Source organism: Methylobacter psychrophilus (assembly GCF_025583945.1).
GTDB lineage: Bacteria > Pseudomonadota > Gammaproteobacteria > Methylococcales > Methylomonadaceae > Methylobacter_C > Methylobacter_C psychrophilus.
Window position 1 is genome coordinate 15,560 of sequence record NZ_JAOEGU010000050.1, and the last position, 13,371, is coordinate 28,930.

Genomic DNA, 13,371 nt, shown 5'->3' on the forward strand with positions numbered 1-13,371 from the left:
ATGAATATAAAAACAAAAGTACGCTGGGGTATTATAGGTGCCGCTCGCATCAATGAACGTTTGTTACCGGCTATCGTTGAAGCGTCAAATGCCAAACTGGTTGCCATTGCCAGTCGTCGCCCCGGCGCCGCTGCGAAAATACTGGCTCAGTACGCTCCACAGCATAAGCTTGTGCAAACCTATGATAATCTCGAAGATTTATTGAATGATCCCGACGTTGATGCCGTGTATTTGCCGCTTGCCAATCATGAACATGCCGAATGGGTGCTGCGTGCCATAGCATGCGGCAAGCATGTGTTGTGCGAAAAACCGATGGCATTGACAGTTACTGATATCGAAGCCATTAAAGTTGCTGCTATCAAGCATAAAGTGACAGTCATGGAAGGCTTTATGTATCGATTTCACCCGCAATACGCACGGGTTCAGGAATTGATTCATTCCGGGCTAATTGGCGAGGTAAGGTTTGTGCGTGCCAGTTATTCTTTTATGATGAAACCTGCACGGCTATACCGTCTGGTAGAAAGTGTTGAGCATGGCGGTGGGGCCATGTGGGATATCGGTTGTTATGCAATTCATTCAGCACGGATGTTTTTTAAGGAAGATCCGGTCTCGGTAACCGCGATGGCCAAGTATGTGGAGAGCGGCGCGGATATTACTACCAGCGGTATTATAGATTTTGGTGACGGAAAACAGGCGCATTTTGATTTTAGCTTTGAGCGTGCAAGGCGCTCTGAATATGAGATTACGGGGTCAAAAGGCGGTATAAAATGCCACATTGTCTGGCAATCTCCGGGCGATGTTCCTATTATTTCATGGTGGACTGAAGATGGCCGTCATTGTGAAGAGCGTCTGCCCGTTGAGAATCATTTCCGTCTTGAAATTGAGCATTTTAGTGATTGCGTGTTAAACAACCGCCAACCTGCGCTATCGCTGGATGACGCGAAAGCCAATTGCCAGGTTATTGTAGCTGCTTTGCAATCTGCCGCTGAAGGTCGAGTGGTAAAATTGACCAAGCTTCAATAACTGATTATAAAAAATAAAAGTCAAATAACCGCATGAAATGTTATAAAATAACAGGTTTTGAATGTAAAGGCCGAGTTTTCGGTATATAAAAACAGTGGCTTAAGTTTTATGCGATGTCCCTTTTGTGCGGCACAAGATACGCGAGTCCTTGATTCCAGATTAATAAATGAAGGGGATCAGGTTCGTCGTCGACGTGAATGTAATATCTGTAAGGAACGCTTCACTACGTTTGAAATGGCTGAATTAACTATGCCACGTATTGTCAAGCGTGATGGCAATCGCCAGCCTTTTGAAGAGCGCAAACTGCGTTCGGGAATGCTTAAAGCATTGGAAAAAAGACCGGTTGACAGTGATGCTATTGAAGCGGCAATCAATCGTATAAAAAAAGAGTTAATGCAACGGGGTGAGCGTGAAATTGCTGTGGAGGAACTGGGTGAAAAAGTTATGAAAGAGTTAAGTTCACTGGATCATGTGGCTTTTGTAAGGTTTGCCTCGGTGTATCGCAGTTTTCAGGATGTCAGTGAATTTACTGAGATGATTGAAGATTTACAAAAAAAATGAGCTTACCCAGTGAAGATGCTTTTTATATGGCCAGAGCGATTCAATTGGCTAAAAAAGGTCGCTATACGACGGACCCAAATCCCCGTGTAGGCTGTGTTTTAGTCAGGAATGGCGAAGTTATTGGTGAAGGCTGGCATGCCAAAGCAGGTCTTGGGCACGCAGAAGTTGAAGCGTTAAAAAATGTTCAGGATGCTCACGGTGCAACGGCTTATGTCACCTTGGAGCCTTGTAGTCATTATGGCAAAACACCGCCTTGCTGTGATGCGCTGATAACCGCTGGCGTAAGTCGTGTTGTGGTCGCCATGCAAGATCCTAATCCGCTGGTGTCGGGTCGTGGTATGGAAAAACTCAAAGCCGCCGGAATTAAAGTAAGCTGTGGTGTATTGGAAAAAGATTCGCTGGTATTAAATCGTGGTTTTATTAACAGAATGATAGTAAAGCGTCCCTTTGTTCGTAGCAAGTTGGCGATGAGTCTGGATGGACGTACCGCGATGGCCTCTGGAGAAAGTAAATGGATAACTTCAGTTGAAGCCAGAGCAGACGTACATCGGTTAAGAGCGGAGAGCTCGGCTATTTTGACGGGTATCAATACGGTATTAGCTGATGATCCCTCGTTAAATGCCAGGGTTGCCTGGGATGTTGTACAACCGGTTAGAGTAGTACTTGATTCTGCCTTGAACATGCCTGTTACTGCCCAAATGGCAAAATTGGCTGGACGAAGTCTGATTTTGACGTGCTCACGGGATGAACAAAAGCGGCATGCTTTGGAGGCAGTTGGCTTTGAAGTTTATACACTGGCCGATAAAAATGGCCGGCTTGATCTGCATGCTGTGATGGTTTTTTTAGCGCAGCAGCAAATCAATGAGCTGTTGGTTGAAGCTGGCGCCATACTTAATGGCGCGTTACTGGCTGAAGGCTTGGTTGATGAATGGGTGGTTTATATGGCACCGTGTATCCTCGGTGATCAAGGACGGGGATTATTTACCGTCCCTGGATTGCAGCGCATGGCCGATAAAAAAACTTTACATTTAAGCGATGTCAGGCAGATTGGACCAGATGTAAAGTTAACACTGACTGCATCGTAGCGTGCTTTTTTCTATTATTAATCGGTGCATGGAGTGCGCCCTAAATGACACAGAGGCTTAATGTTTACAGGTATTATTTTAGCCGTAGGTAAAATAGCAGCAATCGGGCGTCGGGCAGGGGCTTGCCAGCTTAAGATAGACACCGGCAAGTTATCACTAACAGATGTCGCGCTGGGTGACAGCATCGCTGTTAACGGCGTTTGTTTAACGGCGGTGGAGTTGGGAGCGCATTATTTTTGTGCCGATGTCTCCAATGAAACCTTGTCCAGAAGCATTTTAAATACCGCAACGGTGGGTACGCCTGTTAATCTGGAGCTGGCTTTAACGCCGTCAACCAGAATGGGTGGGCATATTGTTAGCGGACATGTTGACGGTATCGGTAAAGTGACAGAAAAAAAAGCGGATGGAAATTCGTATCGCTTTACTGTTAAAGCCCCTGATAATCTGGCTAAATATATCGCTGAAAAAGGCTCTATCTGTATCAACGGTATTAGTTTGACAGTCAACGAGGTTAAGGGCGCTCAATTCAGTGTTAATATCGTACCGTACACACTGAAAGATACGACGCTGGGTTCAGCGACAGTTGGTACTGAGGTTAATCTTGAAGTGGATTTACTGGCGCGTTATATGGAGCGATTAATGCAAGGCAAGTCAGCAGCTTATGATCAGGGTGGCATTACAGAAGAATTATTGCAAAAGAGTGGGTTTTTTGGCTAATGAATACAATTGAAGAAATTATAGACGATTTACGGTTAGGAAAAATGGTCATCATTATGGATGATGAAGATCGTGAAAATGAGGGCGACCTGTTAATGGCTGCCGCTTTTACGCGACCGGAAGATATTAATTTTATGGCCCGTTATGGACGTGGCTTAATTTGTTTAACCTTAACCAGTGAGCGTTGTCAGCAGTTACGTTTACCGTTGATGGTTAATGAGAATAAAACCGCACATTCGACTAATTTTACCGTTTCTATCGAAGCAGCAGTGGGTGTGACCACCGGTATTTCTGCTGCTGATCGTGCCCGAACGGTTCAAAGTGCGGTGGCACCTAATGCCACCGCAGATGATTTGGTACAGCCCGGGCATATATTCCCGTTAATGGCTAATCCTGGTGGCGTACTGCGCCGCGCCGGACACACCGAAGCGGGTTGTGATTTGGCTAAATTGGCGGGTGTCGATCCTTCTGCTGTTATCGTAGAAATTCTTAATGAAGACGGTACCATGGCGAGACGACCGGATTTGGAGATATTTGCCAAGCAACATAATCTTAAGATGGGTACTATCGCCGATTTGATTCATTATCGTATTCAGCATGAAAACACGCTGGAACGCATTAGTGAATGTGTGTATCCCACGGAATTTGGTGATTTTCGTCTCTATGCTTATCAAGACCAGAACGACAATAATCTGCATCTGGCTTTAGTTATGGGCAAGGTATCGGGTGACGAGCCGGTTTTAGTTCGCGTTCATGCCCGTAATTTACTGGATGATATATTTTCATCAGAACGAAATGATTCCAGCGTTTCAATTCGAACTGCCATGCAAAAAATTTCTGAGGAAGGTCGCGGTGTTTTGGTGGTAATCAGGCAAAGTGAAGATAATAAAGCACTGGCAGAATTAATTCATCGCTATCAGCTGGAAGATAACGGTGTACTTAGCACGGTTAATGCGCCAGCGGCAGAGCATTGGCGACTGACCGGAACCGGCGCAAGAATATTGGCCGATTTGGGCGTACATAAATTAAAAGTACTGGGCGCGCAGAAAAAATATGTTGGATTATCCGGGTATGATTTGGAAGTGTCTGAACATGTTGCCTAAACTGTCAATCGGGAATGCCATTTTAGAAATTGACGCGATGTAATTTATCGGTCAACAGAGTGGTTTGGCCGGAATCAATAGTGAGTACAATAATGCTTGGCTTAGGCTAAGCCAAGCGATAACACCACTTTATGGTGTTGTTTTAGTTAACAGAATTTTGTAATTTAAGTAGAGAAAAAGCATGTCAGCAATAAAAACGTTTGAAGGAAATTTATTGGCACAGGGCGGTAAATTTTGTATCGTAGCGTCCCGTTTTAACAGTTTTATCGTTGAGCAATTAGAAGCCGGCGCGATAGATGCACTGGTACGCCATGGTGCCGATAAAGCGGACATTCACCTGGTTAAAGCGCCCGGCGCATTTGAGTTGCCGATGGTCGTGCAACGCATTGCCGCAACCAAAAAATACGATGCGATTATCGCCGTTGGCGCAGTGATTCGTGGTGGTACACCGCATTTTGAATATGTTGCCGGTGAGTGTGTAAAAGGCTTGGCGCAGGTTTCCCTGCAATATAATATCCCGGTCAGTTTTGGCGTCTTAACCGTTGACTCAATTGAGCAGGCGATAGAACGAGCAGGTACAAAAGCAGGTAATAAGGGCGCGGAAGCAGCAATGTCAGCCATTGAGATGGTAAATTTATTTAATAACCTGGAAGCCTGATGAGTTCAACGCGTACTAATGCCCGTAAAGCGGCTGTCCAGGCATTGTATCAATGGCAAATGACAGGGCAGAGTCTGGTTGAAATCGAGCGACAATTTATCGAAGAAGAGCGTCTGAAAGATGTTCAAAAAAGCTATTTTACCGAGCTGTTTCATGGTGTTCCTAAAAATTTGGCTGCCATAGATGAAGCCTTGGCTGAATTTGTCGATCGTCCGGTTGATATGATTGATCCTGTTGAAAGAGCTATTTTAAGAATTGGTGTCTATGAATTGATTAATCGATTGGATATGCCTTATCGCGTCGTTTTAAATGAAGGCATTAATCTGGCTAAGTACTTTGGTGCTGATGGCAGTCATCGCTATATTAATGGCATTTTGGATAAAGTGGCTCAGCAAAAAAGAACGATAGAAGTCAAGAATAAAGTAAAAGATGCAAAATCAATTTAGTCTTTAGTCTAAACTCATGCCCTTATCCGAATTTTCGCTCATTAGGCGCTTCTTTACCCGGCAAACAGTAAAAAACGCCTCAACACGCTTGGGTATCGGTGATGATTGTGCGTTATTGTCATTGCCGGAGGGGTATGAGTTGGCAGTGACTACCGATACCATGGTTGAAAATGTGCATTTTTTTGCGGGAACCGATCCTGAACAGTTGGGGCATAAATTACTGGCCGTTAATTTAAGCGATCTGGCCAGTATGGGCGCAAAGCCTGTTTCAGTGACACTGGCGCTGACGTTACCCCGTGTTGACGAAAACTGGTTAACGGCTTTTTCTAAAGGCTTTTTAAGCCTTGCCGAGCAGTATTCAGTGGATTTGATTGGTGGCGATACCACATCAGGCCCGTTAACGCTTACGGTTCAGGCGATGGGTTTGGTGCCAAAAGGTAAAGCGTTGCTGCGCTCAAGTGCAAAAACCGGTGATTTTGTATATCTCACCGGGTCATTAGGTGATGCCGGGTTAGGCTTGAAAATTAAACAAGGCTATCACTGCGATGATCCACAGGCGGCACACAAACGTTTTAATCAGCCTGATCCGCAAATAGAAGCAGGGCAGACATTACTCGATATTGCCAATGCCTGTATTGATGTATCAGATGGCCTCGCTGGTGATTTAGGTCATATTTTGGAGCAAAGTAAGGTCGGTGCTTGTCTTGATTGGGAGGCTTTGCCGCTGTCTGAGGCAGTCTTGGCTTATATAAATGCTACCGGAGACTGGACCATGCCGCTGACCGCTGGCGATGACTATGAATTGTGCTTCACGGTAAGCCCGGAAAAAGCGTCTCAATTAACCATTAATTGCACAAAGATTGGCGTTATTGAATCAACTCCCGGTTTGCGTTTGCGTAAGTCAGGTACTACTCAACCATTTAACAGTAAAGGTTATGAGCATTTTTCTTGATACTTGGTACGGTAAAAATAAACTGACGCCCCGGCAAATTCTGTCTGATCCCATCTTGTTTCTGGCTTTTGGTTTTGGCTCTGGATTGGCTAAAAAAGCGCCGGGGACGATGGGTACCTTGGCGGCAATTCCCGTCTATTGGTTGTTTGCCCAAGCCGATTGCCTAGTTTATAGCTTGCTGACTGTCGTCGTAACTGTAGTCGGTGTGTGGATCTGTGGAAATGCAGCAGAAAAGTTAGGCGAGCATGATTTTGGCGGCATCGTTTGGGATGAAATAGCCGGTTTTCTGATAACCATGTGGTTGGTTCCTCTTACCTGGCAAACCATCATCGCCGGCTTTATCCTGTTCAGATTTTTCGATATACTCAAACCTTGGCCGATTAAATGGTTGGACAGGCATGTCGAAGGCGGGTTTGGCATCATGATTGATGATGTTCTGGCAGGCGTATTTGCCGGCGCACTGTTGCTGTTAGCCGTTAACAAAGGCTGGATTAGTTAATTGCAGTCCTTGAGATATAACATGTTGGGCTATCTCAAAGGGCAATGGAGTGACTCGTTGGGATGATTATTTGCCCCAACAATTCTCGACAGAATCAGTGCCGGTTTTAGTTTTAACTCCAGCTTGATCAATACCAAGCACGCCACACTTTGTATCAGTGAAGGTGGGAGTAGCAGTAACGGTGTAAGTGGTTGCTGTTGGATTGCCTGATATGGCAATTGTGTAGTATCCATCTGGTGAGGTGTTGCTGGCGCCTGTCTCAACAAGTGTGCCGTAGGTAGTATGATTAGCCCGCCACTTCTCTTCGGCTAATTGCATCTGCAATAGCGCAGCTTTGGCATCAGCACGTTTTGAACGGATCACATACTCCGTATAAGAAGGTACTGCAATGGCCGTTAAAATCCCGATAATAGCCATGACAATCATCACTTCAACTAAAGTAAAGCCGCAGGGTCGTTTAAATAGGTTCATAAATCTGCATTTTTGAAGTTATGTCTAATATAGCATACCCTTACTCGCGAATGTAAATTGACAAAATTCGTCTTAAGCATAGAATGACAAAAAATTCTTTATATCTGGATATTTAGTTACTATTTCTTAGCTGATAGATTAAAAATAATTATCAATACTTAACCTATATAAAGATAAGTAATCATGTCCAGACGAAACAATACCGGCTTTTCCTTGGTTGAGATAATGATTGTTGTTGCCATTATTGGCATTCTCGCGGCAATTGCCGTGCCTTCTTATCAAGATATGCTTGAGCGCAATCGCTTAAAACAAGCAGTCGAAGCATTAAAATCAGATATGCAATTTGCCCGCACAGAAGCTATCAAGCGAAGTAACGATTTAAGATTAACGCTGATCGCTGCAACATGGTGCTACGGAATTGATGATGGCAATACGGCATGTAACTGTGGAACAGTTGGAGATTGCGCCATAAAAACAGTGGATGGCCGTCAGTTTCAAGGTATTACAGTAGATAACAATAATGATGTAACTTTTTCTTTTAGACGTGGAACAGCCGGTGCTATGGGGGCAACGTTCAGTTCAACCAATTATCAGGCAAGGGTTGTTGTTAGCAATATAGGCCGGGTAAGGATATGTAATCCTAATGGTCTGAAAAGACTGCCAGGATATCCAGATTGTTAAATCAATACGGAGAATCAGTATGAAAAAACAAGATGGTTATAGCCTTATCGAAATAATGATTGCCTTATTGTTGGGGTTAATCATTCTGGCGGCAACCCTTACTATCTATATCACCACGATTAGAGGCAGTTCTGACCTGGTAAAGTCTGCTCGCTTGAATCATGATTTAGATTCCTCCTTGGCATTAATGATTAATGATATTCGCCGTGCGGGATATTGGGGAGGGGCAATAGTGGGATCTGATAGTCGTGCCAATCCATTTACACAAGCGGCAACTGATTTGCAATTCCCTCTTACAGACTGTGTTTTATACACCTACGATGCGGATGCTGATGGTACTGTTGATACAGATGAATACTACGGCTTCAGACTCAGTGGCGGCAATATACAAATGCGTTCTTCAAACATCGATTGCGCTGCAAACGGATGGAATACCCTTAATATTAGCGAAGGCACCGAGCAAATCGAAGTTACCCTGTTAACTTTTACCAAAGCGTTTAAATGCCTAAGGAAACGTATAGCCGTTGCCGATCTCAGTTATGACAGTACCTGCAACGTCGTAGCAACAGACAGTAATCTGGTAACCAATGATCGCGCAATCGAAACTCGTACACTTTTCATTAATCTGGAAGGGCGGGTCAAGATTGATCCTGTGGTAATCAGGAAGGCTGTAGATCAAGTAAAAATAAGAAACGACCGTATTTTTACCCAACCTTAGTGATGTAGTAATAAGAGCTCCCATTATGAAAAGCCAAAATGTCCACAAAAGCCAACATGGCGCAGCCACATTATTAACAGCGTTAGTTTTGTTGATAGGTATTACTTTGGTGACATTTTTATCTTCAAAAACCGTACTGGTACAAACTCAAATTGCCGCTGATAACTATCGTATGACCCAAGCAGTTGCTGCTGCGAATGCTGCGTTGGATTTTGGCGTAGGCTATTTTGATGGTGTTGTTAATGCCAGTGGTGTCGTTGTCGCCGGTTTTGATCATGATAATAACAAGTGTCCTGATTATCTGTCTGATCCTTTAAGTTATTTTGACGCCTCTACCAATACGACTATCAATTGTGCAGCAACTTCACCATATGCCTTAACTTATACCTCTACTGATGGAAATTTAGTGACAACAGCTACAGTCACTTTCGATAATGATGATGGTACCCGTTGTGTGACAGCGGGTGAAATACCGAGCATGAAAAGCGGCCTGATTACAGCAGTTGGTTTTAGTGACGATGGTTTGGCGCAGCGAACTATGAGCCAATGTGTCGGTACCATTAACATATTTGGCGGTAATAGCCCTAAACAATCCATGGTATCAAGAAGCGGTGTTGGCTTAACCGGCAATTATAAAATGATTAACAGGTATTATAATACCACTGCATGGTCTGGCAGCGCTGTGAATATTGGTGCTTCAGCCAGTGCTGCAACCTATCTGAGGCCGGTTGGCACCCGGGAAAGTGACTATACCCGAGCCCAACTTGAAGACAGCGGCACTGGCAATGCTTGGACCTCACAACCTATTTCAGATCGCGATAAAGGTAATGGCGTAGATACCATTGCCAATGATCCAGGCTTGGCTTCTTTAATCAGTGATGCTTTTTTTAACAACTTTTTCTATGGTGACAGAACGACAATGAAAAACCTGGCGCAAAGCTTGGATCAGGTTTACCCTGCTGCCAACGTTGGTAATGCCGACGGTAAATCCGGCGTAGTCTGGATTGAAGGAGATGCCGGTATTAATGGCGGTACTTATGGCTCGGCAGACAGTCCTGTCATTATTATTATCAACGGCAATTTGCAAGCAAGCGGTAACCCCAATATCATTGGCTTACTCTATATCAGAGGTCAACTGAATGCTGCCGGCACTGTTGGTGTCCTGGGTTCTGTTGTTGTTGAAGGCGACCTCGCTCTGGTGCCGGCAGGTGAAGATCCTGTGGTAGGCCATGGCGGCGTTGATTTGGTTTACTCGCCTTACGCCCTTGACAGGTCGGCAAATCCAATCGTCGGTACCACAACCGCTATTAGTGGTTCATGGCGTGATTGGTAACGCTTTTGTAACAAGCAGGTAATTCTTATGGCTTTTTATATAAACAAAACAAAAGCACAGCGCGGTATTTTTTTAATAGAGGTTCTTATTGCTACCGTCGTGGTTGCCATTGGCTTGCTATCACTGGCATCGTTACAAGGTGGTTTGATGTCTGGCAGCGGATCAAGCAAAGCCCGTACCGAAGCTGTCATGCTGGCTGAAGCGAAGCAGGAAGGATTACGCAACAATATCATCAAGACCAGTACCGACCCTGCCAAGAGTAGTTTCGACATTGATCTTGCTGTTGTTAACGCCAGTGATAGTGTCATCGGTACTAATGCAACCTTTGGCAGACGCTGGATTATTACGGATGTGACAGCCCCAAGCAGGAAAAACATCAGCGTAAAAGTGACTTGGGGAGCTGGCGGGGCCAATGAAACAGTCAATATCGTTAGTCAAGTGGTTTGGGCTGATCCAGGTAAAGCTACTGATTATTCCACCGACGGCAATGGTTTGTCAGCCAAAGCGCAGAGTCCCAATAATAATTCCTCTAATGCGGATGCTACCCAGTTTGATCTTGGTCAAATTACCGGAGAAATGCCGTTAAATGACGGTAGTAATCTTATTAAATATGACGATGACAAGGGCCATATTTATTTGCTGGACTCAACGGGAAAAGCCTTGATCAGATTTAATGGTGGTGTTGGTCACACTATTAAAGGTAAGGTTTATAACGGCACCGTCTCTCATGGTACGGCCTCTTTGTCTCCTCTAACAGATTACCCGGTAACGTTTTCTGATTTGGCTTATTGTGTCTTTCCGGTCACTAGCGGCCAATCCGATTATATTTGTTACTTTGGTGGTGATTGCAACAACGGTGGCAGTGGTTGTTCAACAACTACACCTGACCCAGCTCTTTATACGGCAGTATCTGGCGGTTGGTATGGCAAAGTGGGTTTACTGGAAACCAGTAGCACCGGCTTTCACAATAAAAAAGTCTGTTTTGCCGAAGATATTGCCAGCAATGTTGCTTTAACGGCAGTGACTACAGCACGTTTTTATTCAACCCAGCGCTTAAATGCCAGTAACGTCGTGGTTGGCTTGGAAGGTATAAACCAGTCATTTGCCTGTCAAGATTTTTTGGTTGTTGGCGCAACAGGGAATAGTAACGACTGCCACTATTTCAGTAATTTTAGTGGCCTTAGTGTCCCAAGTTCGTCTGTGCAACGGTCATTAGAACCTAACGATAGTAATGTCTCTCTGGCCGAAAATGTATCCAGTTGTGGTACAACGGTTACTTATACCATTACTGGCGGCATTTCTGGTGATCAGGCTAATTTGGTTAGTGTATTTGTTAATGGCAACAGTTGTACCAACACGGTTGTCGGCAATGCTTATAGTTATAGCTGTACTATTACAACCGTTGACACCACAACATCACTAATTATTACAGCCACTGGTGGCAACGTGACACCTGCTTCGACTGCACTTACTGTGTCAACTGCACAGTTATCCATTACGGGGCCAACACTTGTTGCCAATACCGTAACTCCTGTAACCACGGCTTATTATATTACCGGCGTTATATCCGGGAACTCGGCAAGTCAGGTTAATTTAACGCTTATCGACGGTACCTGTACGAAAGTGTTAAACGGTGATGGCGTTACTTATAATTATATTTGCGCGATAACGTCAACACCAGCAACGGTTACCATTACAGCTACCGGTGGTAATGTAACATTGGCAACAGGTAGTGTTGCACAGGTATCTCTGTCTGATGTTGCTACTGTGGCGGGGCCAAATTTTGTCGCTACAACAGTCACTTCAATGACCTATACCATCACGGGTACTATTACTGGTAGTTACGCAAATTCAGTAATATTCACCATTAGTAATGGCGGTAGTTGCGGCAATAACAATAATGGCACCTATACTTGTACGGTTACTTCCTCACCTGGCACAGTAACTATTAACGCTACTGGCGGTAATGTCAGTCCTTCCAGCGCTATTGCTGCTCTTGCTGGCATTACACCGGCTACAGGCCCCATTTTTAATGCCGATAACTTGGCCAGTTGCACAGTGACGGTGACAGGTAATATCAATAAAGGTACAGGAAATAATGTAAAAGATCCGGGCGATAATAATGTTAATGTTAATTTCTCAAAATTATCGCCAAGTGGAACGGGTAATTGTACAAAGAATAATGCCAGCGGTATTTATACTTATAGCTGTACTGTCGGGAGCGTAAATAACTTAGGCCAAGTGACTTTGAGTGGCACAAAAGTTACGGTGGGTACAACCAATCCCGTGCCGGTTTCTTGTATCAGCACTCCACTAATACTTACCGGGCCAAATTTAACAACAACGAATTAGTTAACCAAATGGGGGGGGTATATACCATATAAAAATATGAATTGATTAATCCTGTGGATAGAAAAGTATTGCATTTCCTTTCCTTTTTCGGAAAACGGTTATTAATCCTGTCCATTGCAGCCATTAACGGGCTATTTTCTGTGGGTAGACCGCTATTTTGAAAAGCAAATAATTCAAGTTGACCGGGTGCTGATTTTGATTGGATATAACTGAGCTGCACACCGCATTTTTGGTAGTTATAACCCTTTTTAAATATCTCTGTCAGTAAACGGTTGGCAGTAGTGATCAAAATGCGGGTATCTTGGGTCGCTGTACTCAGTTTGATACTGGCTGAGCGTTGATATTGCGGCTCATGGGGATTGAACGGACTGGTTCTGATAAACACGGTTACACAGCCGGTCAAGGAGTGTTGTCGTCTGAGCTTTTCAGCGGCACGGCTACAAAATTCGGATAAGGCGTGAGAGAGTTCTTGATACTGCGTTAATCGACGACTAAAACTGCGTGAACACACGATCTGTTGTTTATTTGGACTTATCTCTTCCAGTGCCAAACAGGGGGTGCCGTTTAGTTCCATTACCGTTCTGGCAATCACAACAGTAAACGCTTTTTGTATTTTCTGTGGTGATTGATTTGCCAAATCCCATGCGCTGTGAATGCCGAGTTTAGTTAATTTTGCGGTTGTCTTTGAACCAATCCCCCAGACTTCAGCTACCGGCACAATCTTCATTAATTTTTCCCGGCGGACAAGATCGGATAGATCCAGAACACCCTC

The 13,371-nt window shown here is 44.4% G+C and carries 15 protein-coding genes; 13 read left to right on the plus strand and 2 right to left on the minus strand.

The window, feature by feature from the left end:
* The 9 genes from N7974_RS16795 to N7974_RS16835 all read left to right on the plus strand — a co-directional run bounded on the left by N7974_RS16795 (position 1) and on the right by N7974_RS16835 (position 7,044).
* Positions 1-1,023 carry a Gfo/Idh/MocA family protein gene (locus N7974_RS16795; protein WP_262966735.1) on the plus strand — a complete coding sequence of 341 codons (1,023 nt, stop codon included), beginning with the start codon at positions 1-3 and terminating at the stop codon, positions 1,021-1,023.
* A 108-nt stretch (positions 1,024-1,131) separates the two neighbouring features.
* Complete coding sequence (nrdR, locus tag N7974_RS16800) at positions 1,132-1,584, plus strand: transcriptional regulator NrdR (protein ID WP_262966736.1); 453 nt, start codon at positions 1,132-1,134, stop codon at positions 1,582-1,584.
* Entirely contained in the window at positions 1,581-2,669 is a 1,089-nt protein-coding gene (gene ribD, locus N7974_RS16805) for a bifunctional diaminohydroxyphosphoribosylaminopyrimidine deaminase/5-amino-6-(5-phosphoribosylamino)uracil reductase RibD (protein ID WP_262966737.1), read from the plus strand. The genes nrdR and ribD overlap by 4 nt, the downstream gene beginning before the upstream one ends.
* A gap of 60 nt (positions 2,670-2,729) precedes the next feature.
* Positions 2,730-3,386, plus strand: a complete 657-nt coding sequence (locus N7974_RS16810) for a riboflavin synthase (protein ID WP_262966738.1) — start codon at positions 2,730-2,732, stop codon at positions 3,384-3,386.
* Positions 3,386-4,489 (plus strand): bifunctional 3,4-dihydroxy-2-butanone-4-phosphate synthase/GTP cyclohydrolase II, encoded by a 1,104-nt coding sequence (gene ribBA / locus N7974_RS16815; RefSeq protein ID WP_262966739.1) that lies wholly within the window; start codon positions 3,386-3,388, stop codon positions 4,487-4,489. The genes N7974_RS16810 and ribBA overlap by 1 nt, the downstream gene beginning before the upstream one ends.
* Before the next feature lie 181 nt (positions 4,490-4,670).
* Entirely contained in the window at positions 4,671-5,147 is a 477-nt protein-coding gene (gene ribH, locus N7974_RS16820) for a 6,7-dimethyl-8-ribityllumazine synthase (protein WP_262966740.1), read from the plus strand.
* The gene (gene nusB, locus N7974_RS16825) at positions 5,147-5,593 is read left to right on the plus strand and encodes a transcription antitermination factor NusB (protein WP_262966741.1); all 447 of its coding nucleotides are present in this window, start codon (positions 5,147-5,149) and stop codon (positions 5,591-5,593) included. The genes ribH and nusB overlap by 1 nt, the downstream gene beginning before the upstream one ends.
* 16 nt (positions 5,594-5,609) lie before the next feature.
* Positions 5,610-6,545: a thiamine-phosphate kinase gene (gene thiL / locus N7974_RS16830; protein WP_262966742.1), complete on the plus strand. Its 936-nt coding sequence runs from the start codon at positions 5,610-5,612 to the stop codon at positions 6,543-6,545.
* On the plus strand, positions 6,529-7,044 hold the full coding sequence (locus N7974_RS16835; RefSeq protein WP_262966743.1) for a phosphatidylglycerophosphatase A family protein: 516 nt from the start codon (positions 6,529-6,531) through the stop codon (positions 7,042-7,044). Before thiL ends, N7974_RS16835 begins: the two co-directional genes overlap by 17 nt.
* Positions 7,045-7,110: 66 nt before the next feature.
* Here the strand turns inward: N7974_RS16835 and N7974_RS16840 are convergent, their stop codons facing one another.
* Positions 7,111-7,515 (minus strand): type IV pilin protein, encoded by a 405-nt coding sequence (locus tag N7974_RS16840; RefSeq protein WP_317451620.1) that lies wholly within the window; start codon positions 7,513-7,515, stop codon positions 7,111-7,113.
* Between the two features lie 183 nt (positions 7,516-7,698).
* On the opposite strand from N7974_RS16840, the gene N7974_RS16850 reads away from it, so the two are divergent.
* From N7974_RS16850 to N7974_RS16865, 4 genes are read left to right on the plus strand one after another with little or no spacing between them, the layout of a single operon-like run.
* The gene (locus N7974_RS16850; RefSeq protein WP_262966744.1) at positions 7,699-8,196 is read left to right on the plus strand and encodes a GspH/FimT family pseudopilin; all 498 of its coding nucleotides are present in this window, start codon (positions 7,699-7,701) and stop codon (positions 8,194-8,196) included.
* A gap of 19 nt (positions 8,197-8,215) precedes the next feature.
* Positions 8,216-8,914, plus strand: coding sequence for a prepilin-type N-terminal cleavage/methylation domain-containing protein (locus tag N7974_RS16855; protein WP_262966745.1), 699 nt, complete (start codon positions 8,216-8,218; stop codon positions 8,912-8,914).
* A gap of 25 nt (positions 8,915-8,939) precedes the next feature.
* Positions 8,940-10,247, plus strand: coding sequence for a hypothetical protein (locus N7974_RS16860; RefSeq protein WP_262966746.1), 1,308 nt, complete (start codon positions 8,940-8,942; stop codon positions 10,245-10,247).
* A 27-nt stretch (positions 10,248-10,274) separates the two neighbouring features.
* On the plus strand, positions 10,275-12,599 hold the full coding sequence (locus N7974_RS16865) for a PilV family protein (RefSeq protein WP_262966747.1): 2,325 nt from the start codon (positions 10,275-10,277) through the stop codon (positions 12,597-12,599).
* Here the strand turns inward: N7974_RS16865 and N7974_RS16870 are convergent.
* A partial coding sequence (locus tag N7974_RS16870; RefSeq protein ID WP_449566815.1) for a DinB/UmuC family translesion DNA polymerase occupies positions 12,568-13,371 on the minus strand: 804 nt, incomplete at its 5' end. The genes N7974_RS16865 and N7974_RS16870 overlap by 32 nt on opposite strands.

Coding starts and splice junctions, on each gene's coding strand:
- N7974_RS16795 (WP_262966735.1), top strand. CDS start 1: ATGAATATAAAAACAAAAGTACGCTGGGGTATTATAGGTGCCGCTCGC.
- nrdR (WP_262966736.1), top strand. CDS start 1,132: ATGCGATGTCCCTTTTGTGCGGCACAAGATACGCGAGTCCTTGATTCC.
- ribD (WP_262966737.1), top strand. CDS start 1,581: ATGAGCTTACCCAGTGAAGATGCTTTTTATATGGCCAGAGCGATTCAA.
- N7974_RS16810 (WP_262966738.1), top strand. CDS start 2,730: ATGTTTACAGGTATTATTTTAGCCGTAGGTAAAATAGCAGCAATCGGG.
- ribBA (WP_262966739.1), top strand. CDS start 3,386: ATGAATACAATTGAAGAAATTATAGACGATTTACGGTTAGGAAAAATG.
- ribH (WP_262966740.1), top strand. CDS start 4,671: ATGTCAGCAATAAAAACGTTTGAAGGAAATTTATTGGCACAGGGCGGT.
- nusB (WP_262966741.1), top strand. CDS start 5,147: ATGAGTTCAACGCGTACTAATGCCCGTAAAGCGGCTGTCCAGGCATTG.
- thiL (WP_262966742.1), top strand. CDS start 5,610: ATGCCCTTATCCGAATTTTCGCTCATTAGGCGCTTCTTTACCCGGCAA.
- N7974_RS16835 (WP_262966743.1), top strand. CDS start 6,529: ATGAGCATTTTTCTTGATACTTGGTACGGTAAAAATAAACTGACGCCC.
- N7974_RS16840 (WP_317451620.1), bottom strand. CDS start 7,515: ATGAACCTATTTAAACGACCCTGCGGCTTTACTTTAGTTGAAGTGATG.
- N7974_RS16850 (WP_262966744.1), top strand. CDS start 7,699: ATGTCCAGACGAAACAATACCGGCTTTTCCTTGGTTGAGATAATGATT.
- N7974_RS16855 (WP_262966745.1), top strand. CDS start 8,216: ATGAAAAAACAAGATGGTTATAGCCTTATCGAAATAATGATTGCCTTA.
- N7974_RS16860 (WP_262966746.1), top strand. CDS start 8,940: ATGAAAAGCCAAAATGTCCACAAAAGCCAACATGGCGCAGCCACATTA.
- N7974_RS16865 (WP_262966747.1), top strand. CDS start 10,275: ATGGCTTTTTATATAAACAAAACAAAAGCACAGCGCGGTATTTTTTTA.